The organism is Parabacteroides merdae ATCC 43184 (genome assembly GCF_025151215.1).
Classification (GTDB): Bacteria; Bacteroidota; Bacteroidia; order Bacteroidales; family Tannerellaceae; genus Parabacteroides; species Parabacteroides merdae.
Genome location: NZ_CP102286.1, coordinates 3,998,823 through 4,020,948 on the forward strand (window position 1 = coordinate 3,998,823; position 22,126 = coordinate 4,020,948).

At 45.8% G+C, this 22,126-nt stretch carries 17 protein-coding genes; 11 read left to right on the plus strand and 6 right to left on the minus strand.

Going from position 1 to position 22,126, the window contains the following annotated elements:
- Positions 1–207: 207 nt before the first annotated feature.
- The gene (locus NQ542_RS16285) at positions 208–1,209 is read right to left on the minus strand and encodes a 6-bladed beta-propeller (protein ID WP_005637748.1); all 1,002 of its coding nucleotides are present in this window, start codon (positions 1,207–1,209) and stop codon (positions 208–210) included.
- 228 nt (positions 1,210–1,437) lie between these two features.
- On the opposite strand from NQ542_RS16285, the gene trpS reads away from it, so the two are divergent.
- From trpS to NQ542_RS16325, 8 genes are all read left to right on the plus strand, one after another.
- Positions 1,438–2,490, plus strand: coding sequence for a tryptophan--tRNA ligase (gene trpS / locus NQ542_RS16290; protein WP_005637744.1), 1,053 nt, complete (start codon positions 1,438–1,440; stop codon positions 2,488–2,490).
- 217 nt (positions 2,491–2,707) lie between these two features.
- Positions 2,708–3,223 carry an RNA polymerase sigma-70 factor gene (locus tag NQ542_RS16295; RefSeq protein WP_005637743.1) on the plus strand — a complete coding sequence of 172 codons (516 nt, stop codon included), beginning with the start codon at positions 2,708–2,710 and terminating at the stop codon, positions 3,221–3,223.
- An 81-nt stretch (positions 3,224–3,304) separates the two neighbouring features.
- Complete coding sequence (locus NQ542_RS16300) at positions 3,305–4,063, plus strand: porin family protein (RefSeq protein ID WP_005650686.1); 759 nt, start codon at positions 3,305–3,307, stop codon at positions 4,061–4,063.
- A gap of 55 nt (positions 4,064–4,118) precedes the next feature.
- Complete coding sequence (locus NQ542_RS16305; RefSeq protein ID WP_005637739.1) at positions 4,119–4,964, plus strand: FecR family protein; 846 nt, start codon at positions 4,119–4,121, stop codon at positions 4,962–4,964.
- A gap of 5 nt (positions 4,965–4,969) precedes the next feature.
- Complete coding sequence (locus NQ542_RS16310) at positions 4,970–7,630, plus strand: TonB-dependent receptor (protein ID WP_005637737.1); 2,661 nt, start codon at positions 4,970–4,972, stop codon at positions 7,628–7,630.
- 5 nt (positions 7,631–7,635) lie between these two features.
- Entirely contained in the window at positions 7,636–8,658 is a 1,023-nt protein-coding gene (locus tag NQ542_RS16315; protein WP_005650681.1) for a DUF4249 domain-containing protein, read from the plus strand.
- Between the two features lie 76 nt (positions 8,659–8,734).
- Positions 8,735–11,494, plus strand: coding sequence for a TonB-dependent receptor (locus NQ542_RS16320; protein ID WP_005637733.1), 2,760 nt, complete (start codon positions 8,735–8,737; stop codon positions 11,492–11,494).
- A 12-nt stretch (positions 11,495–11,506) separates the two neighbouring features.
- On the plus strand, positions 11,507–12,514 hold the full coding sequence (locus NQ542_RS16325) for a DUF4249 domain-containing protein (protein ID WP_005637732.1): 1,008 nt from the start codon (positions 11,507–11,509) through the stop codon (positions 12,512–12,514).
- Here the strand turns inward: NQ542_RS16325 and NQ542_RS16330 are convergent.
- Together NQ542_RS16330 and NQ542_RS16335 are read right to left on the minus strand one after the other, a co-directional pair.
- Positions 12,501–13,400, minus strand: coding sequence for an endonuclease/exonuclease/phosphatase family protein (locus NQ542_RS16330; protein WP_005637730.1), 900 nt, complete (start codon positions 13,398–13,400; stop codon positions 12,501–12,503). The two genes, NQ542_RS16325 and NQ542_RS16330, sit on opposite strands and share 14 nt — an antisense overlap.
- A 66-nt stretch (positions 13,401–13,466) precedes the next feature.
- Complete coding sequence (locus tag NQ542_RS16335) at positions 13,467–14,297, minus strand: hypothetical protein (protein ID WP_005637729.1); 831 nt, start codon at positions 14,295–14,297, stop codon at positions 13,467–13,469.
- A 124-nt stretch (positions 14,298–14,421) separates the two neighbouring features.
- Here NQ542_RS16335 and NQ542_RS16340 point away from each other — a divergent pair, with 124 nt between their 5' ends.
- Both NQ542_RS16340 and fsa read left to right on the plus strand, forming a co-directional pair.
- Positions 14,422–14,595 carry a hypothetical protein gene (locus NQ542_RS16340; RefSeq protein ID WP_005637727.1) on the plus strand — a complete coding sequence of 58 codons (174 nt, stop codon included), beginning with the start codon at positions 14,422–14,424 and terminating at the stop codon, positions 14,593–14,595.
- A 102-nt stretch (positions 14,596–14,697) separates the two neighbouring features.
- Positions 14,698–15,354: a fructose-6-phosphate aldolase gene (gene fsa, locus NQ542_RS16345; protein WP_005637724.1), complete on the plus strand. Its 657-nt coding sequence runs from the start codon at positions 14,698–14,700 to the stop codon at positions 15,352–15,354.
- Between the two features lie 14 nt (positions 15,355–15,368).
- Here the strand turns inward: fsa and NQ542_RS16350 are convergent, their stop codons facing one another.
- Entirely contained in the window at positions 15,369–17,774 is a 2,406-nt protein-coding gene (locus tag NQ542_RS16350) for an ABC transporter permease (RefSeq protein ID WP_005637722.1), read from the minus strand.
- Between the two features lie 254 nt (positions 17,775–18,028).
- Between NQ542_RS16350 and NQ542_RS16355 the strand changes: the two genes are divergently transcribed.
- Positions 18,029–18,838: a response regulator gene (locus NQ542_RS16355; protein WP_005637721.1), complete on the plus strand. Its 810-nt coding sequence runs from the start codon at positions 18,029–18,031 to the stop codon at positions 18,836–18,838.
- 14 nt (positions 18,839–18,852) lie between these two features.
- Here the strand turns inward: NQ542_RS16355 and NQ542_RS16360 are convergent, their stop codons facing one another.
- Both NQ542_RS16360 and NQ542_RS16365 read right to left on the minus strand, forming a co-directional pair.
- Positions 18,853–20,166: a DUF4933 domain-containing protein gene (locus NQ542_RS16360; RefSeq protein WP_036724370.1), complete on the minus strand. Its 1,314-nt coding sequence runs from the start codon at positions 20,164–20,166 to the stop codon at positions 18,853–18,855.
- A 690-nt stretch (positions 20,167–20,856) separates the two neighbouring features.
- Entirely contained in the window at positions 20,857–22,077 is a 1,221-nt protein-coding gene (locus NQ542_RS16365) for a 6-bladed beta-propeller (RefSeq protein ID WP_172676529.1), read from the minus strand.
- Positions 22,078–22,126: the final 49 nt, after the last annotated feature.

The following is a 22,126-nucleotide window of genomic DNA, read 5'->3' on the forward strand; positions in this document are numbered from 1 at the left end:
TGGAACAAATCGTGATCCGATTGCGAAAAGGCTTGAAGGATATCTTTCTTCTGGCTTTCCAAATTATACTGGAAACAGACTTGTTCAAAGTTGGCTGACAGAATGTGAATCTACTCTTTTTATCTATCTGAATTGTGTATTCAGTCCGTAATATAACAACGATAGTAAAGTTTCTTTGCATAGCCAAGACTGTCGGACTGATATAGTCTAAATTATCCCTTCTAAATCCAAATAAGCGAACTGTATTTCATCGTTTAAGTTTATGATAAGCCGGTTATTTTCTTTGTCATAACAGAAATCGGTTATCATGTATCCGGTTTCCAGGGTTTTGAGGTAATTGCCATTTAAATCGAAGACCAGGAACTTTGTTGGATAGTAGGCGTCTGTGCGGTGATCGCCACCGGAATAAAGGGCCAGAATCTTATCTCCACAAAATTCAACTCCGAGAGAATAGTGCTGGGTTTGTGTTTTTTCGTTTACCCATTTCGGGCCGTAGATATTGCATTTTAAATTCCCGTTAAAATCACAGATGGTCATCAGGTCGTATTGAGTATAACACTGGACATATAATTGGTGCTCTGCGGATGCAGCGTATATGAAGCGGACTTTTTTCAAATCGGGATATTCGTATGGCATAGGATTTATTTCCTCGGTTGCCATATTCCATCTGGCAACCGAAGGTTTATAATCGTTGTTACCTATCGGTTCGATGATTTTGGCAATGCAAAGTGTGTCATTCAAATATAAATAATCATCCGGAAACAGTTTTTTCTTCATATCTATTTTTACACTTGGCTGATATTCCGGAGTCGTTAAAACACTGTCCAGGTCGTAAGCGAATATTTTCAGTTTGCCGTGATCCGATACAAAGAAGCGGCGGTTCGTCTCGTCGATTCCGACATGGCCTATAATTGTAATCTCATCCGGACCTTGTCCCTGATATGTACTGCTGGCAAGATGTTCGAATGTGTTTTTGTCAAACAGATGAATGAGTTTGTCCGGTGAATTATAATCGGTGACAATTAAATAATTGTCGATTAGATAAGTCCTCGATATCCGGCCTATCAGCACATCTTGTGTTGAAAACTCTTTCATTTTGTCCCGTACGTCGACCACCTGATCCCGTTTACTCTGGTGTTTTTCTGTTTCAGAATCCTGACTGCAACTCCAACAGACAGCGATCAATAAAAGGTATAACAATTTATTCATGACTTTATTTGCTTTTAATATGTTGTCACGATACAAATATACGAATATTATTTAATTACGATATGATCGTAACGGCTTTGTCCGAATTATTGATAGACATGAACTATATTTTTGTTTTTCATATCTTCATGATGAGATATTGGATCAGCCGGAGGCATAAAGATTCGGAATCTGTCAAAATAATTGCTATCTTTGTCGCCATTTGATATTAATAATTTAAGAAAGAAAATGGAAACAGTAGTAAGTGGCATTCGCCCAACGGGTAATTTGCATCTGGGGAATTACTTCGGAGCAGTAAAAGGATTTTTGCAAATGCAAAATGAGTATAATTGCTTTTTCTTTATTGCAGACTGGCACTCGTTGACTACACATCCGCATCCTGATAATATCCGTAACAGTGTAAAGACGATCCTGGCCGAATATCTGGCTTGTGGCATCGATCCGGAAAAAGCGACCATCTATCTTCAGAGCGATGTGCGCGAAATTCCCGAATTGTATCTGTATCTGAATATGAATGCAGGGATCGGCGAGTTGATGCGTACTACTTCTTTCAAGGATAAGGCACGCCAGCAGTTGCACATCGACCGTGTCAACACCACGGAAGGGGATGTGGAAAAGGAAATTTTCAACGAAGGCAATAAACATAGCGTAAGCGCCGGTTTGCTGACCTACCCGACTCTGATGGCTGCCGATATCATTATTCATAAGGCGGTGAAAGTACCGGTAGGGAAAGACCAGGAACAAAATATGGAAATGGCGCGCCGTTTTGCCCGTCGTTTCAATGCAACTTACGGAGTCGAATGTTTCCCGGAACCCGCCTCTTTCTATTATTCCAATAAGGCGATCAAAGTTCCCGGACTGGACGGATCCGGCAAGATGGGGAAGAGCGAAGGTAATGCTATCTACCTGATCGACGATGAAAAGACAATCAAGAAGAAGGTGATGAAAGCTGTGACAGATGCAGGTCCGACGGAACCGAACAGTGTGAAACCCGAACCGATTGCCAATCTGTTTACGATGATGGAGATCGTATCGACAAAAGATACTTTCGATTTCTTCAATGAGAAATATAACAATTGCGAGATCCGTTACGGAGATTTGAAAAAGCAGTTGGCTGAAGATATCAATAATTTCTGTGCTCCGATTCGTGAACGTATCTTGGACATTCGTTCCAACGAAGACTATTTGGCAAAAGTAGCCCGCATGGGAGCCGAAAAAGCAAGCGAGAGCGCTGCGAAAACGTTGCGTGAAGTGCGTGAGATTATCGGATTCAGAGGATAAGCATATTCAGGCTTACTATATTTGAGGCACGGATTGCACCGACCTCACGGATGAATTAAAACCGTGTAGTCTGTGTAGTCCGTGTTTTGTTTATGTTTGCAAGGCAGGTGATTTTGTGCGGTATAATTTATTAAAATCATAATAAAGAACCTGAAAATCGGATTATTAAATGGAAAACTACTTTACTTTGCAGTGAATAGAGACAAGTAACAAATGTATGGCGGCAATATCTGCGGGTGAATTTGAACGTATTTTCAAGGAGTTTTATAAGCCCTTGTGCCTGTTTGCACTCCGTTTTACAGAAAAAACGGAAGATGCCGAGGACGTCGTGCAGCAGGTTTTTGCCGATGTTTGGGATAAGAACAGCCATGATATGGTAATTGCTAACTTTAAATCCTATCTCTATCAGGCGGTACGGAACCGTTCCCTTACGCTTATCGCCCAGTCTTCCGATATGTTACAGACAACGGAATGTATTGCTGATATAGAAGACCTGTCGGAAGAGGAACAGATATATCAATCGGAACGGGATGCGCGTCTTTGGGCGGCTATCGACGGATTGCCTGCTGAACGGAAGAAAATATTTCTGCTTTCCAAGCGGGACGGATTGAAATATCAGGAGATTGCGGAGGAGTTGCATATTTCCATTAAAACAGTTGAAAACCAGATGGGAAAAGCATTAAAGACTTTGCGGGAAACTGCCATACGGATTTATTGTTTCTTTTTTTCTTGAATGAATAGGGGTTTTTTCAGATTTCCGGTCTTAGTGATAGAAAGGTTAAATGTTTATGTATCACTAATACAAAAAAGAAAAATGAAGAAATTCGTGTTATTTGTGATGTTGATGATGAGTGTGGTATCGGTGAGCGCACAACGGTGGTCGTTGACGCCGGAAGTCGGGATGACGGCCGTCAAGAGAGGCGGCTCTTCTTATATCGATGAACCGGGATACACTTGGAATGCCCGTTGGAAAATCGGAGTTGGAGTGGAGTATGTTGTTAAACCGGACCGTTTTTCATTGAAATCGGGGTTGTATTATGCTCAACGGGGATATTCGAGACAATCGACTTCGTTCGGGAACATTTACCCGACAATAGACGATCAGTCGGAGTCTACTTTTAGTAAAAGCTATTATAAGACGAGGCGTCATTTCTTGCAAGTCCCGTTGATGGCGAATTTGTCATTCCGTTTAGCGGATAATGTACGGTTGAATCTGGCTGCCGGTCCTTATATCGCTTATTCGATGGGAGATAAAAATATAGCTGTGTATAATGAATATACACCGGGTAATAGTAGCAGTCATGAAAGTTATGGCTCTATCTATTATGGAGGTAATGGAGGTTATTTGTATGGTGGCGGATGGGTAGAGAAAGGTTTTAGTCATGAAAGTTGGACGCACGATAACTCTTTCGACTGGGGACTTTCGTTTCAGGCAGGATTGGAAATAGGCTCCTGTGTGATGAATGTCGGTTACGATGCCTCTTTGGGCAAGGAATACGAATATGATTCGGTCGACTTGAAATACCATACTTTCAGTTTATCTGTCGGGTATAAATTTAAATTAGGAAAATAAACAATGGAAAGGGTTGTGGCAATTGTCCATTGTCCATTATCAATTGTCAATTGAAATGAAGAACAACGAGCGAGATGATAGATTTGAAAAACGCCTTCGTTTTGTAGTCCGGCACTACAAAGAGGGGAGCTTGGATGAGGATAAGGCTTGGAAACGGTTTGCCTTTCGGCAGGGAATCTGCCGCCAGGTCGCTTTTCGCCGTTATTGGATGGCGGCCGCTTCTGTTGTGCTTTTGCTTATTGGATTCGGCACTTTTTATGTGAAAGAGCGTAATAATCCCGAATGGGTATCTGTCGCTACTGTATCGGGGCAATTAAAAGATGTTTATTTGCCGGATAGCACGCTGGTTTCTATGGCCGGAAATTCGACACTTCGGTATGATGTGAAGAAATATGGAAAGGAAAGACGTGTGGTGGAGATGACGGGAAAAGCTTTTTTCCAGGTGAAGAGGAACGAGGCGCGCCCCTTTTCCGTTCATACTGCCATGACGGAGGTGACGGTTTTAGGTACCAGCTTCCAAGTTAGTGAACAACCGGACATGACGGAAGTCGATGTCGTTACGGGAAAAGTGCGTTTTGCTGCCGGAAAGGAGCCTGAACCGGTTATCCTGACAGCGGGAATGTCGGCCTCTTATTCGAATGAAAAGAAAGAAATAGATATCCTGAAGGAAGAGAATCCGAATAATCTTTCCTGGAAAACGAAGCAGTTGAGGTTTAACGATACGCCTTTGGAGAAGGTGATCAGGGACCTGAACGAGTATTACCAGGTGGAGATCATCAACAAAGTGGATTCGCCGGATTCCCGACTGACCGCAACATTCAACGATCTGCCTCTTGACGAAGTCCTGATGGTTATCAATCAGACGTTGGATATCCGATTGGTTCCCCGGAAAGATAAATAAAAAATATGTATCGTGTTTACCTATTTGTCATCGGGATTTGTATATGTTGCCCGCTGATCGGAGCGAAAGAACCTTTGCCCCTGTTGGCGGACCCGACTCCTACTGTCACGCTGGATATGAAGCGGGTACCGTTACAGGATATTTTGCTGGAGATCGAAAAGCAGACCGGCCTGTTTTTTTCCTATGAATCGTCGATGTTGAAAGAATTCCGCCATGTTTCGTTGACGGCGCGCGACGAGTCTCTTTCTTATTGCCTGAAACGGTTGTTCGAGCCTTTACCTCTTGTTTACCGGATTACGGGACGTTATGTTATATTGAAACGGAAACCCCGGCAATATACCATCAGTGGGTTTGTGCGGGATTCCGTATCCTACGAGAGTCTGATTGCGGCAACCGTGGTGGAGCGTTCTTCCGGAAAAGGATCGGTTTCCAATAATTACGGCTTTTACAGTATTACGCTACCTCCGGGGAAAGTGGTGCTGTCTTCTTCTTATGTCGGCTACGAGCCCTGTTTCGTTACGTTCGAGTTGACCTGCGACACGATGATCGATCTCTCCCTATCGCCTGCCGGGGTACTGGGGGAAGTCGTGATAAAAGGAATTTCTCCCCGGTCGGATGTTTTGAACAGTCGGGTAGGGGTGTCGGATGTCCCGGCAAGCCGGGTGAAATCGTTGCCGGCCCTGTTGGGCGAAACGGATGTTGTCAAGACTTTGCAACGGCTACCGGGTGTGACCGGAGGAACAGAAGGCATGAGTGGCTTGTTCGTGCGGGGAGGTGATGGCGACGATAACCTGTTTTTGCTTGATGGAAATCCGGTCTATCATACAGACCATGTGTTAGGCTTCTTTTCGGCTTTCAATCCGGATGCTGTGAAGAATGCCACTTTTTATAAAGGAAGTTTTCCGGCAGAATACGGCGGGAGACTTTCTTCTGTTGTAGATGTGCGTACAAACGAAGGAAACCGGAAAGAATATCACGGGAATATCTCGATCGGCTTGCTGGCGGCGCGTGCCAATCTCGAAGGGCCGATCATCAAGGATCGGTCTTCGTTCAACGTGTCGGTACGGCGTACTTGGATGGAATTGATTACCTGGCCACTCATGACGGCAGTGAACAAGAAGGCCGATACTGAATGGAAGGGGGGATACCATTTCTACGATATGAATGCTAAAGTCGATTATTCTTTTACGGACCGTAGCCGTGCTTATCTGAGTTTTTACATGGGAAGTGACAGTTATCGTAACGGTGAGGATTCGAAAGATATACATGGTGAAGATCGGGACTTCCGTTGGCGCTGGGGAAATCTGATCGGGTCTGCCGGGTGGAACTACCTGATTAACCGGAAACTGTTTGCCACTTTCACCGGAGGATATACCCGCTATCGTTCGCATATAATCCAGAAGCAGAATGCTTTTGTCTCATCGCCGGATAAGAGCGGACAGGTCTATTTTCAGGAAGGGCATTATCGTTCGGCTATGGAAGATGTGAGTCTGAGAGCCTCTTTTGACTATCGCCCGAATGTCGACCACCGGGTCCGGATGGGAGGCGATTACCTGTTCTATCTTTTTCGTCCCGAACAGAGCAATATGAGTTCCTGGTATAAGGATTCGGTTGTTTCGCAAATGAATAATACGGTCTTTTCGCATTCCTTGATTCATGGCCACGAAGTTTCCCTGTATGCGGAAGACGAAATGTTGCTGACCGACCGGTTGCGGGTGAATGCCGGGTTGCGCTTTACCCTTTTCCATGTGCAAGGAGAGACATACCAGTCATTCCAGCCCCGTTTTTCCGCCCGCTATCTGTTAGGGCGGAACCTGTCGGCAAAAGTGTCCTATACGAAGATGAACCAATATATCCATTTATTGTCCAACAGCTATATCAGCCAGCCGACGGATATCTGGGTTCCGGTTACCGGGAATATCCGTCCGATGCATGCGCATCAGGTAACGGGTGGCCTATTTTGGCATTATAAAGAATTGGATTTCTCGGCTGAAGGCTATTACAAACGGATGAATAATCTGGTGGAATATAAGGATAACGGTCCGGTTCTTCCCTCTTTTGAGGGGTGGGAAGACCGGGTCGGAGTGGGGAAGGGACGTTCTTACGGCTTGGAACTGATGGTGCAGAAAAAGACCGGGCGGTTTAACGGATGGATCGGGTATACGCTCTCCTGGTCCGATCGCTGGTTTCCGGATGGGACGGTCAACAAAGGACATCGTTTCCCCTCCAAATACGACAACCGGCATAAAGTCGATATCGTCGCTTCCTACAAACTTTCTAGGAAAGTGGAGCTGACGGCAGCCTGGATGTATAAGTCCGGTAATCACCTGACGATTCAGGATGTGCAATACCGCCCGTTACCGGAGCTGACGGAGCGCGGCTATCAGGAGGAGCTTAGGTGGGGATATGGCGAGAACGCAAGTTCGCGCAACAATTACCAGCTTCCGGCTTACCACCGGCTTGATTTAGGTGCTAATTTCTACCGGTATAAGAAGAACGGGCGTATGGGAATCTGGAACCTGAGTCTTTGCAATGCCTATTTTAAGGCGAATCCTTTCTCAGTCCGGCCTATTTATTATCAAACGGAAAAAGGGCGGGAGGTCGTGTTGGAGCAGACCTTGTTGTTTCTTTTCGTCCCTTCCGTTTCTTATACATATAAATTCTGATGGCGATGAAGAAGATACTGTTTGCCTTGTGCCTGCTTTTGTTTGCCTCTTGTACCCGCGACGTGGTGCTGGTCCTTCCGCCCGTTTCTCCACGCCTGGTGCTGAATGCTTCCGTTTCGCCGGATACGGATGTGACGGCTTTCTTGTCCAAAAGTTGGTTTGTCTTGGACACGGTTACGGACGACGGGGTCGAGGATGGCAGCATACAAGTGTTTATAAACGACCGTTTGCAAGGACGTATGCAGCCCGTTTCCGATAGCCGGTTTACAGGACGGTACGTGTTGCCCAGATGCCGTGTGAGGGCCGGCGATCGCTTACGGCTGGAAGCAGAGGCGGGTGGTTTCGATCCGGTAGGGGGAGAGACAGTTATCCCGGATCCGGTGGAGGTGTTGTCTGTCGATACGGTCCGTTTTACCCGCTTTGGTTATGGAGGATATGAATATCCTTCCATACGGCTGTATGTCCGGTTCCGTGACAAGCCGGATAAACGAAACTATTATCGCTTGATAATTGAAAAACAGACAGAGTTCCAGAAGGGAGACAGTGTGATAACCTGTAGTTCGATGTACCGGTCAGAACTTAATTATACGGATTGGTTGGGTGTAGTTTATGAAGATCCGGTATTTCGTTCGACAGTGACGAATCCGGTTATTGAACAGTTAGATGGGACGACTTGCCGGGGCACGTTTACGGACGATATGTTCGATGGCAAAGACTATACGGTCCGCTCTTCTTTCTGGCCTGTCGATAGTTCCTTTAAGGGCGATTCTGTAACGACAACGGTGCATTATGATATTCGTCTGATGGCTATTTCGGAAGAATACTATCGGTATCTGGTTGTAATCCGTAATTTCTCTATCTCGTTGGGTGATGCTTACTTAGATGGTTTGGTGGAACCCACCGCCACTTATACGAATGTCGAAGGTGGTTTTGGAATTGTTGCCGGTTGCCAACTGGCCCATCGCCGTTTTACAATGCCTTTCGGTGATAAAGAACCCTCTTGGAATCCGTTTGCCGTTTATGATTGATTTAAAAAAATTTCCGGATCGAGTAGGGGTTTTTCCTGTTTTCCTGTCTTATGGATGAAAAGTCAATAAAGATAAGATGAAGAAGTTTATGTCGAGAGGATGGTTTACCTGTGTTTTTGTGTGTTTGAGTTGTTTTTTGATATCGGAGAAGTTGTCGGCAGAGGTAAATGGTGGAGATGAGGTTCGAACGGTTACATTGAACATGTGGAACGTTTCTTTGAAGGAGATTCTGACAGAGATCGAGAAGCAGGCCGGAGTGACTTTTTCGTATGAATCATCTTTGTTGAAAGAGTTTCAGAAAACGAGTTTCAAAGTGAACGATGCTGCATTGGACGATTGTCTGGCACGACTTTTTGCCGGCTATCCGTTCGTGTACAAGAGGACAGGAAATATTGTCGTTCTGAAACGTAAACCCAGACAGGTCACGATCAGCGGTTTTGTGCGGGATAAAACTTCCGCAGAATCCCTGGTCGGGGCTTCTGTGTATGAAGTGAACAGCCTGAGCGGTGTGGCTGCCAATACCTATGGATTCTTTAGTCTTTCGTTGCCTGTACCGTCGGGCAGTGATGGTGCTCCCGTTCGTTTGCAAGCGTCTTATATCGGTTATGAGAGCCATCTGTTCACAATTCCAGTGTTGAAGCAAGACACAGTCTTGGTAATCGATTTGCAGCCTAATGCCGCAATCGGAGAAGTGTTGGTGACAGCCTTGGAAACAACCCGCCAAACGGTCCGTAGTACGCAAATGGGAACATTGGAGGTGAATCATGCTACTATTCGTGCGACTCCGACTTTGTTGGGGGAGGCCGATATTATCCGGACCTTGCAATTGACACCTGGAGTGTCGGCTGGGACGGAAGGTATTTCTGGTTTGTATGTTAGGGGTGGAAATTCGGATGAGAACCTTTTTCTGGTCGATGGTAATCCTGTCTATCAGGTGAATCATATCGGCGGTTTTTTCTCTGCGTTCAACAATGAGGCGATTAAAGGCATGAATTTCTTCAAAGCCGGTTTCCCGGCCCGTTACGGCGGACGCCTTTCTTCGGTGGTGGATGTGCATACCAAGGAGGGGAATATGAAAGAGTATCATGGATCCGCCTCTTTAGGGTTGGTTTCCGGTAATCTGAATCTGGAAGGGCCGATTTGGAAAGACCGGACTTCTTTCAATATAGCGCTTAGGCGTACGTGGTTGGATGTGCTGACGGCTCCTGTGTTGGCGATTGTAAATAAGAAAAATAAAAAGAATGGGGAACGTATTAATGTCCGTTATGCTTTCCATGATTTGAATGCTCGTATCGACCATCGTTTCAGCGACCGGAGTAGGATGTATTTGAGCCTCTATAACGGGAATGATGTCTTGAAAGTAGAAAGTGAAGATTTTGCTTATTCCGAATATACAAGCGAATATCGTAATACGATCGACGCCTATATGCGTTGGGGGAATTTGGTCGCTTCTGCTGGCTGGACGTATGCGTTCAGTAATAAGTTATTCGGAAAATTGTCCGGTTTCTATACGCGATATCGTTCTAAAATCAGATATAAAGAGGAAGATGTTTCCGGTAAGGAAGGTGATTCCGGATATAAGTATTCTTTGGACGAGACGACCAATGTGACAGGAATCACGGATTTTGGTGTTCGTACCTCGTTTGATTATCGACCGGTGGCGGCACACCGTATCCGTTTTGGCGGTGATTACCTGATTCATTATTTTCAACCGGAGTATAACCGGATGAAAGCATTGGACAATAGTCTGCCGGATTCTATGCAGATTGCTAAAACTTTTTCCGACGACAAGTTGTGGGCACATGAATTGGCTGCCTATGCTGAAGATGATTGGTCGATTTCCGATGCTTTTCGTTTAAATGTCGGACTTCGTTTCAGCCTGTTTAATATTGATAACAGGACGTATACCGGTATTGAGCCGCGTGTTTCTATGCGCTGGTTGCTTTCACCGGATGTTAGTTTGAAAGCTTCTTACTCCCGTATGAACCAGTATGTACATTTGATCAGTAACAGCTTTATGGATTTGCCGACTGATTCTTGGATGCCGGTGACTAATAAGTTGAAGCCGCTTGTCAGTGACCAGATTTCTTTGGGTGGTTATTACAATTGGAATCAGCTATTGGATTTTTCTGTTGAAGGTTATTATAAACGGATGAACAACTTGTTGGAATATAAGGATGGTTATAGTCTGATTCCTTCATCCGTTTCATGGGAAAATAAGATGGCTTCCGGTGAAGGGCGTGCTTACGGAGTGGAGTTTATGGTTCGTAAGCAAACAGGAAAAACAACCGGATGGGTCGGGTATGCGCTGGCGTGGGCGGATCGTCAGTTTGACGAAATAAATAAAGGACGGCGCTATCCTTCCCGTTACGACAATCGGCATAAATTGAATATTGTTGTCATGCATAAACTCTCCAAAAAAGTAGAGCTGTCGGCTGCCTGGACTTATTCGTCTGGTAATTATACAACATTGTCACTGGAAAATTATTATCCGAGTGACCATCTGCACCAACCGGGAGAAAGACCTTTCTGGGGGAATGGGACTGGTGAAGATTATTATGACCAACGTAATAATTATCAACTTCCTGCCTACCATCGTTTGGATGTGGGCATTAATATATATCGTCCTAAAAAGAAGGGGCGTATGGGAGTTTGGAATATTAGTATTTATAACGTGTACAGCCGGATGAATCCTATCCTGGTTTATAAAGGAGATGTCAAAGAGGAGGCTGGATCAGACGACTATGGGAATCCGAATGTCACCTATCGGAATGCATTCAAGTCTATTGGTATTTTTCCGATCATACCGTCGGTTTCATATACATATAAATTTTGAAGGAGGAAAAAGATGAGATATAATATTTGTATATTGGTTTTGTTGTTGTTTGTCTTGTCCGGTTGCGAGAAAGAGATAAATTTGGAACATATGCGTCCTGAACCCAAACTGGTGTTGAATTGTCTGGCCGTACAAGGTGATACACTATCGGTAGAACTTTCCCGTACCTGGTTTTATGCGGATAATAAGGTCAAAGATATTTTTGTGTCTGGTGCGGATGTAAAACTTTATGTGAACGATGTGTTCCGGGAATCATTGTCCGAAGTGGCCGTAAAGTATGAAGAGCTTGATATCGATGCCGTTCGTTACAAATCTTCATCTTATATACCTGTGACGGGCGATCGGATACGCCTTGTGGCTTCTCGGAATGGTTTTAAGGATGTGGAGGCCGTGACGGAAGTCCCTCGCCCCTGTTCTGTCTCGGGTTTCGAGCTTCAACAGGAGAGTGTAAGAGATACTACTGAATGGTTTGATGATGCATATATACATTTGGCTCAAAATAATACCGTGTGCTTCACTCTTCACGACGAACCAGGCGAAGACAATTATTATCTGATTTATTTCCGTCAGGGAAATATTTGGGGAGGAGAAAACGATACCGTTTATTCCTGGTATTCTTTTAGGCCTGATTATGGTAGTGAACCGGTATTTGCTGTTCAGAATTCGGCTTTAGATCAGATTTTCGGATATGATGGTGTGGGTGGTTATAACGGACTCGCTTTTTCGGACGAGTTGTTCGATGGGAAAAGCTATCAGTTTAAGATCCCTTGGAAAATAAGTCTTAGCTATACTCAGAGTGTCGATTATACCCCCTACATATACCGTTGTTATCTGTATTCCGTTTCTCGCTCCTATTATAACTATATGAAAACCATGAATGATTTGTATGAGAGTGGCTTTGTCGGCGATCTGGCGGAAATAGGCTTTGCCGAACCGGTCCGCATCTATTCGAATGTAGAAGGCGGAACCGGTATTTTAGGCGGCAGCTGCATGGAGTCCTGGGAATTTACAAGTGAATGATCAAGTCTACGCTGACCGGATAATGGTCCGAAATCCCTTCAGTTTCTATTCCGTTGTGGATATGGGCGTCGACACACCGGGAAACCAGGGATGGAGAAACCAGTATATAATCCAACCGTTCGCTTATCCCGTGCAGACGGGTGTCGCCATGTTGCCATCGGTAAAGGAAAGCGGTCGGGAATGTCGTTCGTTTATCGGCAGGGACATACAAACGGCATATATCGGTCAGCCCGATGGATAGGAATTGGGACAGAACTGAATAATCAAGCCGTCCGTCACGCATATTCCGGTATGTTTCTTGTTCGGCATCCCATTTCTGCTTGTTTTTGATGAGTTGGGCGTGTGTTTCCACCCAATCGGCGTCGAAAGGCGAATAGGCGTTGAAATCTCCCATGACCATACAGTTGTCCAACTGATTGTCCTGTATGTATTTTGTCAGCATTTGCGCTTCTTTCAGTCGGAACTTCCAGTCGTGAGGGCTGAGATGGGTGACGATGATATCCAATCCATACGTTTTTACGTGCAGCATGCCGTGCCAGAAATCTTCTACTTGTTTCTTTACGACCGTGATCGGTTTGTTGGAAGTTATGCCGACCGGGTATCCTTCTTCTTTCACGATGGCATAATACTTATGCCCGTATTCGGAGGCTAGTTGGCCTAAATTTTTTTCTGTAAATCCAACCAGTTCGGTTATGGCCAGAATGTCCGGTTGCTGTCCTTTTATCCAGTCGATAAAATTTGCTCGCCGGGAAGCATCATGTTCGAAACCGTTCCAAATATTGTAGGATATAACCCGTAGTTTCTCTTTTCTTGCTGGTTGCCCGTTGCTTGTTATGGGAAATAACGATATGAGCAGTAAGGTATAGAGTATATGATGTAGTTTCATGGTTCTATTGTTTTGACACATTTAAAAGTGGGTGTTGCGATAATTTTGTCTATTATTTCTTTATGTTCAGTTACCGATCCGGAACATTCCGATCTTGCCTGCCGGATAGAACATGAACTGGCGTTCCATCTTTCCGCGGATCGGATTGTATTCGTAGTTAACCCCTACGCCGACCCTGAAGCCGCTGTCGTTCACCTTGAATTCGAATGCTCCGCCTACGTTTGTATGGTTGTAAAACGGGTTCATCAGCATATGTGGGTTGTTTCTTTCGTTGTGATCGTAAAACGTATATTGTCCCCATCCTCTCACTGTCATCCAGTCGGTCACGTCATAGCTGGCCATCGCATTGAACCCGCCCATGAATTGGGGGGAAGGATTGAACGGGGTGAAATAGCGTCCGCCGAAAGCGCCTCCCGACAGGGAGAACCGGTCGTATGTCCATAGTAGTTCCGTGTTGATCCGGGTAAGACCACCGATGCCGGGCCATGTGTATTGTTGTCCGCTTGTGATAAAGGCCACTTGTTCGCTGACGGGGATGATCGATACTTCATGGAAATCCAATGCCATCGGCGAAACACGTCTTAACATCGGTGTGTAAGGATTGAAGAAAGGCTGGTAGGCAGCAGATGAAATAATCATGTCCATCGGGCGCTCCTGTTCATATGCGGATTGGACCGGAAGATCGGGAATGAATTCACGCAACTTGGCTTCGATCAGTTGCCTGTCCGATGGCGTGAAACTTTTGTATGTGAATTTGGGCAGGTTCAAGTCGAAAACCGCCCGTTTGGGTACTGCCACCATTCGTCCTTCTTTGGTTCTGATCCAAGTCAGATCAGATTGTGCTTGCAAACATAATGCGCACAATAACAATATGATTAAACTAATTCCCCGCTTCATACAACAACTCATTTAATTTCTGCGAAGATAAAAATAAATTTAGATATTTGTGTATAAATAATGAAGATCGGTGCAACTATCCGGAAATCTGTTTCATCATGTAATCAGAGAGTAGCAAGTATTTATGGACGAACAACTGTTAATCGACGGATGTAAGCGTGGCGAAGCATTGGCTCGTAAAGAATTATATGAACTGTACGCACCTGCCATGATGAGCGTGTGTGTCCCGGTCAATTTGGTGATTAATTTGTGGGACAATCCGGATTGGAATGTGTACGTCTCCGGGGGGGCAGCATGATAGAGAAAGGAGTGCGCTTCGAGTTTTGAAAATCAATGGTATAGTATAAACTATTATGTGCTTCCGCTTGTTATATTTTATAGTTACTTAAAAAAATAGGCGATGAAATTCTTTATTGACACGGCTAATCTGGATCAGATCCGGGAAGCAAATGAATTGGGTGTACTAGACGGTGTTACCACCAACCCTTCTCTGATGGCGAAAGAGGGTATCAAGGGAGTAGAAAACCAGCGTAGACATTACATCAAAATCTGCGAAATGGTGGATGGGGATGTGAGTGCCGAAGTGATTGCCACAGACTACGAAGGCATGATCAAGGAAGGTGAGGAACTGGCCGGACTAAATCCGCATATCGTAGTGAAGGTCCCTTGTATAGAAGCCGGAATCAAGGCAATCAAGTATTTTTCAGGTAAAGGCATCCGTACGAATTGTACGCTTGTCTTTTCTCCGGGACAGGCATTGTTGGCGGCCAAAGCGGGTGCGACGTATGTTTCTCCTTTTGTCGGCCGTTTGGACGACATTGCGAGTGACGGAATCGAACTGGTGCGTAAGATTGTTGAGATGTACGATTACTACGATTACGAGACGCAGGTGCTGGCAGCCTCCATCCGTTCTACACAGCATATCATTCAGTGCGTGGAAGCCGGAGCCGATGTGGCAACCTGTCCGCTTTCTGCTATCAAAGGCTTATTGAAACATCCGCTTACCGATAGTGGCTTGGCAACTTTCCTTGCCGACTATAAGAAGGTGAACGGATGATTTTCTTCCTTTTTTTATTCACTCTTTAGGCTTTTTACCGGGTTGCTCGAAGCTGCCCGGTAACTGTGCCATCCTACCGTTAGTAATGTGATGGCCAGGACGATGTCTCCGCCCATTAGGAAATAGAGTGGGGAAATGCTTATCCGGTTGGCGAAACTTTCCAGCCAACGGTTCAGCAGTACCCAGGCAAGAGGTGTTGCAATCACGAATGCCACTGCTATCCATTTGACGAACTGTCGGATCAGCAGTAACATGATGCTTCGTGTGCTGGCTCCATTCACCTTTCGGATGCCGATCTCTTTGGTCCGCTGTTTGGTCGCGTACAAAGCCATTCCAAACAGGTCGAAGCAGGTCAGGAGGATACTGATGATGGAATACATCAGCAATAAGTTCGCCATATCGGTCGTCCTGCGGTTGCGTTGCATGAATACTTCGTATACATCTATATAGGTGAAGTATTCATTAGGGTTTACCTTTTTCCATACCGCTTGTAACGTTTCCATCCCTTCCTTTTTCTGTTTTTCATTCAGTCTGACATAGAGTGTCCGGTAGTGTTGGTTGCCGGCGTTATTGAGATAGATCAAGGAAGGCATCGCTTCTTCTTCCAGCGTATTGATATATAGGTCGCTGACAATCCCGCAGATTGTACATGCCTGTTTTGGATCCCCGGCCAGAACATTTTGGAAGGATTTGTCATACCGGCTGACCAGTTGGCCGACAGGGTTTTCGCCGGCCGGGATCAGTATGTCCGCATATCTCCGGTTTATGTAGACTGGTTGGTCATATTTCTGCATGGCTTCCCGGGGAGCCAGTCCTTGGTGGATTTGTAGGTTCAGGGTTTGCAGGAGATCTTCTTCGCCCATGTATTGGACCGACGAATAGTAGGATTCTGATCCATCTTTGTTTTCAACAATGATCTGTTGGAGCCAGGCGAAGAGGAGGGAACCTCCGGCACGTGTGACGGAGACTATTTCCGGTCTGTTCTTCAGTTCGGCTGCGAATGTGTTGACATCCAGTTTCCCTCCTTTCCAGCTTCCGATTTCGATTAGATTGCGGTAGCATTCGCCTTTCTTTTGTGTCAGTTTCAATTGTGCATGGATGGTGAGTGTTCCGATAACCAGCCCGATGGAGATGATATACTGCATGACGGAGAGAGCGGTGACGACCTTTCTTTTTTTGTTTCCGGTGAAGAACATGCGGTAGTTGCTATCCGTCAGGTTGGCGATTTTCCGGCTCATGTAGCAAGCTGGGATAACGGACAGGATTAGGATTAGTCCGCAGATAACGGGTAGCACCTGCCTGTTCAGAAAAAATCCGGTGGTGATCCTTCCGGACATGATCCGGTTGAAAACGGGGATCAGGTCGTGGGCGATCAGCAACGAGAGCAGGAAGGCGATGCCGACCGTGAGGAATGTATCCAGAAACAATTGGTAGTTCATCTCTGCTTGTGTGGCTCCCATCAGCTTTTGTGTGTGTATGATCCGTATCTGTTGAAGGATCCGGGAGAAACTGAGATTGATATAGTTAGAGCAGGCGATCAGCAGGATCAGTAAGGCTGATATCAGCCCGATGAGTAACAGCGATTGCTGGGAACGGGCGATATAAGGAATCGATTCCTGCGTATAGTGTTGGAAATAGGATTCTTGCAAGGTATAGAAATAGTATCGCCCTTTCTCCTGTTGCAGGGTAGGGACTCCGTCTGCTTTGATCTTTTGGGCGAATTGTTCTTTGTCGAACGAGGGGGAGACTTTCAAAAGGGCGACTCCTCCACCGTAATAGTCTTGTCCGATACCGGTGAGCATGTCGAATTTGAGGTAGGACTGAGAATGTTCTTTCAATACGGCAGCAATTTGGAAAGGGCGGGAAAGGGGTGTTGTTTCGTCCTCATAACGTATGCCTCCGTCCGCCAGGTCTATTTGGACAATCTTTCCTACCGGGTTTGTTTTTCCGAACAGTTTCCGGGCACATGATTCGCTTAGCGCGGCTTTGTCCGGGGAGGCAAGGGCGTCATGCAGGTTGCCGTGCAGTACTTCATATTCAAAGAAGCGGGCAAAAGTAGTGTCTGTTATGGTAATCAGGATTGGGTCGTATTTTTTATCCCCTATGGTGACGGAGTTGCAATCGATTGAGCCGAAGCGCAGATAATCTTTCACTTCCGAATATTGCTCTTTTAGTTGAATCGGGATCTTTCCAACAATAAAAGATACCTTTTCTCCTGACTTCAGCGGCGAATCCTGGGCCATATAGACGATCTTTTCTTTGTTCGGATTATCAGCCTCGATGTTGAATTCATATATGACGAAGGCTGCCAGCAGGTTTGTACAGGCAATCCCGATTGCCAAGCTGACAATCGAAATAATGGAAAACGTTTTATTGCGCCACCAACTACGGAGGACCAGTTTGAGTGCTACGGCTTTCATGACTTTTGTTTTAATACGGATCAAAGCTATCCCCTTTCTGTGGATGTCGCAAAGGATAGTTCTTTTTTCTTCGGGAAACCGAAAATTTGTCTAATTATTGGACAATGGGACCGTCATAGAGTGAAGGGAAATGTTTAGGTGTAACTTGTTTTCGACAATGTCGAGAATATATGTAACATTGTGGGGAACAAATTACGTTTGATTGCGGATTTCTTGATAGAAAATATAATTTTGTAATCAGAAAAAATGAAACTATGCTGGATGGGAAAATAATTCTTGTGGATGATAACGAAGCGGTGTTGAAAACATTGAAAATGATTCTGGCACGCGAGTTCAAGACGGTAGTAGGAGTGTCCGTGCCGACACTTTTGCCGGCTTTGTTGCGTGAGGGCGATGTCGATATTGTTCTGTTGGATATGAATTTTGTGACCGGACGGCAGGATGGAAGCGAGGGCTTGTTTTGGCTGGATCGGATTGTGGGGCGTCCCGATCCGCCGCAAGTGGTCTTGATCACGGCCTTCGGAGATATTGAACTGGCGGTTTCCGCCTTGAAAAGGGGAGCGGCTGACTTTGTTGTCAAACCGTGGGATAACGAGAAGCTGGTAGCGATTTTACAAGGGGCTTTCCGGCGCAGGCGGAAGGTGCGGACAGAAGCGGCTTCGATGAGGCGGATATCGGCTGAGGAGGAGAAGGGGCAGGTTGTTTCCCTTTTGGTCGGGTCTCTATTAAAGAAATACGCACAGGCGTATGGAAAACAATTGCCGGTTGTCACTTCCGGCGGATTGGATAAACTCTCCGGTCTGATCCGGCAAGGGGATCTTTCGGCTTTGCAACAAACAATCGAGCGGGCAGTCTTGTTGACGGACTCGTCTTCGCTGGGGGCGGACGATTTCCATATCGAAAAAACAGCTTCCGCATCCCGTCCGGTGACATTGGAGGAGATGGAGAAGCTGTTTATCAGTGAAGTTCTGCGCGAGAAGAACGGCAACCTGACACTTTGTGCCCAACAGTTGGATATCAGCCGGCAGACGCTATATAACAAGATACGGAAGTACGGTTTGTAGCCGGATAGACACCCTTATCGTACAACGATCATTACATAATCCCGTTCATGCACTTTCGGGTTATCCAGCAGTTCGACCAACTTCTTTTGCTTGGGCGAGCCGGTGCGCTTTACCAGTTCGCGCATCTCGGTGACGGTACGGAGCATGTACAGGCAATCGTCCGTTTGTCCGTCCGGCCAGAAAGGCATCCCGTCGTCTAGGTCGTTAATGAAGCCCCTGTTTTTGTCAGCCGGGAGCATGACCGTGCGTCCTTCTTCTTTCAAGTAGACCGCCTGGTGGGTCAGGCTCGGTTTGTAGTCATATTCCCAGCCGAGCCAGTTTGCGATGATTCGTCCCCCCTTTTGATAAAGGCCCATGAACAAACCTTTGGGGTTCTCGTAAAAAGTTTTCAACCACATTTTGCCTTTGGGAATTTTAGCATCTGCCATCTCTTTCAGGTTAAGCCCTTGCTCCCCGTAACGGATAGCGTAGAGCGGGGCGACGGTTTGCGGATTGCGTAATTGGTAGACGGTGTCGCAATAGGGCATCATGAAAGTCATCCGGTCTTGTCCGGTGTTCCAGTAAAACGTTTGGAAGAACGGAATGTTGTCGGTCATCGTGCGCGGGGCCAACTCCCCTTCTTTCAACCTGAATTTGCAGAGCGTATCGCCTTGGAGGTTGAACGTCGTGATTCCGTCCGGTTCTCCCGTTGCCTCACTTTGGTTACATAAGGTATAACCAGTGGAGGAGAAACCAAGTAGTTTGTCGTCGCGTCGACCGAGCGGATATTTCTCGATGGGGCTTTCGGGGAAGATGTAACTTTGGATCGTCAGCATCGTATCCAGTGGCGGCAAGACACTGATGCAGGGGATGCTGTCCGTCCCGGTTCTCCGCGTTTCCTGAGTCTTCCCGCTAAGGGCGACATACATGCGGGTGGTTTTCTTATCGTAAAACATGTTCTGCCCGTTCATCTCGTTGTTCCATTTATAAGCCAATGCCTTGAAGCCATACCGTTTGCTCGGAATACCTTGTTTCCGGTAGTAGATGCGCGGGTTGTTGAATGTGATAAAGGCATTGCTATCCGGTAGCTCGATTGCCTGGGTGACGGTGAACCGGGCATCTCCGACGGTATAGTATTCGATCTCGGAGGCGATCTGGCTCAACTTCAACGGAGCGGGTTTCCTGGAGGCTTGTTCCACATCTACGATTTTTACGGGTTCGGAACGGTCTATCTGGGCTTCCATCTGTGGGGCGGCCGGGATGTGCCGTGCTTTTTCTTCCGTCTGCTTGCATCCGGTCGTTATCAGTAAAACGGATAGGATACCTATGGTAAAAAGGTGCTTTTTCATCTTGAATCTGTATTTGTAGCGAATGTAATGATTTATTATGAGCCTGTTTAAATTTCCCTGAAATAAATTTTGCATAGCCTTCATCGGCCAGCTTTATCTCTTTATAGGATTATTTTGAAAAACAACTGTCATACTATCACTAATTTCCTTTTATCAATTGAATATCAATAGACACAAGCAATGATAGTAGGTATGATGGATGCCTATTCCATCTATCATACTATCACTAACCGCCTGTTTAAGATTCTTCTTCACATGACTTATTTTCAATAACATAATAAGATAAACCCATTGACACCCGGGTCTCGATATCATTCACACTCGGGTGTCAAGACCGTTCACATCCGGGTGTAAAAAGCCTGTAAACGGGAATCTTCGGCACTTTTTCTGCCTGTTTGAAGCAAAATAAGTCACGTGTTTCAACAAAAAAGACTGTATCTCCTACAGAAAAACATCCTCACTCCATTGAAGTCTTGTGTGTCCAGGCGACGGCCGGTATATTGGGAAAAGGTAATAGCCTTCTTTATAGGTCCGGATAAAGAGGGCTTTCGTGTTTTTCGGCGGAAGCGGTTGATGAGCTTCGACCTTGATGATCGTGCCTTCCGTTCCGGATGCCTGTTGTTGTTTACATCCTGTTGTCAGCAGGAGTGCCGGCAACAGGATGAGGAGTAGTTGTTTGTTCGTGGGAGGCTATTTTTTGAGCTTGGCGATCATGACATAATTATTGTCGTTATCCTCGATCGTGTTTTGAAGATCGGTCAGCTTTTTACGCATTTCGGAGGTGATATCCTTGTTTTTCAACGCGTTCTCGATGTCGGTCATGAGGTTACCGGGTTCGATATTCCGGATATAATAGCCATTTGAGAATGCATAACTGGGATAGTCGATTTCCAAATTGCCGAAATAGTCGTTATAGAGTTTAAAGAAAGAACCTTTTCCTGTTTTTTTGTCCACGATGTAATGAAAAGTCTTTCCGTTGGTCCATGATCCGGGAGCGACTTCAACCGGCGGTTCTGAGAAATCTCCAATGAAATGGTGTGGCCATTCTCCGTATCCGTGCCAGGGAATTTTATCTGTATTGGCAAAGTTGAGTGTGAATGTCGGGATCAAACGACTGTTGTCTCCGTCATATCGGTAGAGCGAATCGACGCGGGTCGGCATTATACATAAAATATTGACATCGAACGTGCCGGGGATATTGAATCCTGATATTACTTCATTACTGAAGTCCTGAGGTGCTTCCAAATGTCCCGGTTCCATGTAGCCGAGCCTGTTTCCTTTCAAATCCTGTGTCCAGGCAACGGCCGCAGAGCCTTTGAAAGGCAACAGAACTATCGAAACCTTGCCTCCGGTAAGATCGACATTGAATTTTGCTTTCGGACAACGCAAGCAAAGAGGAATCGGGTCTAAGACGTTTCCTTGCAAGTCATACACTAAAAGTTGCGATGCATTCCAAGGCAGGATATAGATGCGGTTGTTTGCCTCGTCCAATTTGACATCATACACCATTTGGTATTCGCCGGGGCCTTGTCCGATCGCACCGATGTTGGTCAGGAAATTCCCCTTGCGGTCGAATAGTTTGAATGGGTTTGGCCGGCGGCCATGTACCAAGATGTAATTATCTGAAATTGTCACTCCGGTTTGTCCGACCAATGCCTCGTCCCGACTATCCAGTTTTACTATTTCCAATTTTTCTGTGAAGAAACTGAGAGGTATGCGTACAGTATCGGCCAGTAGTTTTTGGTCGCACGACATTACTTTGTCTGTTCCTGCCTGTACATATTGACCGACTATCGGGCTGTTGGCCAAAGGATCGTCTGTTTGTGCGGATTGATTTTTGTCTCCCGTTCCGCAGGATGTTGCTATTGTGATAATAAGCAAACTTCCTAAAAGTCTCGTTGTCTTGTTCATAATCTCCGGATTAATTGTTTGTATTTTGTTTGCATTAGATAGTCGGATA

What these genes read in the sequence shown, in the direction of transcription:
- NQ542_RS16285 (WP_005637748.1), bottom strand. Translation starts at nt 1,209, where the DNA reads ATGAATAAATTGTTATACCTTTTATTGATCGCTGTCTGTTGGAGTTGC.
- trpS (WP_005637744.1), top strand. Translation starts at nt 1,438, where the DNA reads ATGGAAACAGTAGTAAGTGGCATTCGCCCAACGGGTAATTTGCATCTG.
- NQ542_RS16295 (WP_005637743.1), top strand. Translation starts at nt 2,708, where the DNA reads ATGGCGGCAATATCTGCGGGTGAATTTGAACGTATTTTCAAGGAGTTT.
- NQ542_RS16300 (WP_005650686.1), top strand. Translation starts at nt 3,305, where the DNA reads ATGAAGAAATTCGTGTTATTTGTGATGTTGATGATGAGTGTGGTATCG.
- NQ542_RS16305 (WP_005637739.1), top strand. Translation starts at nt 4,119, where the DNA reads ATGAAGAACAACGAGCGAGATGATAGATTTGAAAAACGCCTTCGTTTT.
- NQ542_RS16310 (WP_005637737.1), top strand. Translation starts at nt 4,970, where the DNA reads ATGTATCGTGTTTACCTATTTGTCATCGGGATTTGTATATGTTGCCCG.
- NQ542_RS16315 (WP_005650681.1), top strand. Translation starts at nt 7,636, where the DNA reads ATGAAGAAGATACTGTTTGCCTTGTGCCTGCTTTTGTTTGCCTCTTGT.
- NQ542_RS16320 (WP_005637733.1), top strand. Translation starts at nt 8,735, where the DNA reads ATGAAGAAGTTTATGTCGAGAGGATGGTTTACCTGTGTTTTTGTGTGT.
- NQ542_RS16325 (WP_005637732.1), top strand. Translation starts at nt 11,507, where the DNA reads ATGAGATATAATATTTGTATATTGGTTTTGTTGTTGTTTGTCTTGTCC.
- NQ542_RS16330 (WP_005637730.1), bottom strand. Translation starts at nt 13,400, where the DNA reads ATGAAACTACATCATATACTCTATACCTTACTGCTCATATCGTTATTT.
- NQ542_RS16335 (WP_005637729.1), bottom strand. Translation starts at nt 14,297, where the DNA reads ATGAAGCGGGGAATTAGTTTAATCATATTGTTATTGTGCGCATTATGT.
- NQ542_RS16340 (WP_005637727.1), top strand. Translation starts at nt 14,422, where the DNA reads ATGGACGAACAACTGTTAATCGACGGATGTAAGCGTGGCGAAGCATTG.
- fsa (WP_005637724.1), top strand. Translation starts at nt 14,698, where the DNA reads ATGAAATTCTTTATTGACACGGCTAATCTGGATCAGATCCGGGAAGCA.
- NQ542_RS16350 (WP_005637722.1), bottom strand. Translation starts at nt 17,774, where the DNA reads ATGAAAGCCGTAGCACTCAAACTGGTCCTCCGTAGTTGGTGGCGCAAT.
- NQ542_RS16355 (WP_005637721.1), top strand. Translation starts at nt 18,029, where the DNA reads ATGCTGGATGGGAAAATAATTCTTGTGGATGATAACGAAGCGGTGTTG.
- NQ542_RS16360 (WP_036724370.1), bottom strand. Translation starts at nt 20,166, where the DNA reads ATGAAAAAGCACCTTTTTACCATAGGTATCCTATCCGTTTTACTGATA.
- NQ542_RS16365 (WP_172676529.1), bottom strand. Translation starts at nt 22,077, where the DNA reads ATGAACAAGACAACGAGACTTTTAGGAAGTTTGCTTATTATCACAATA.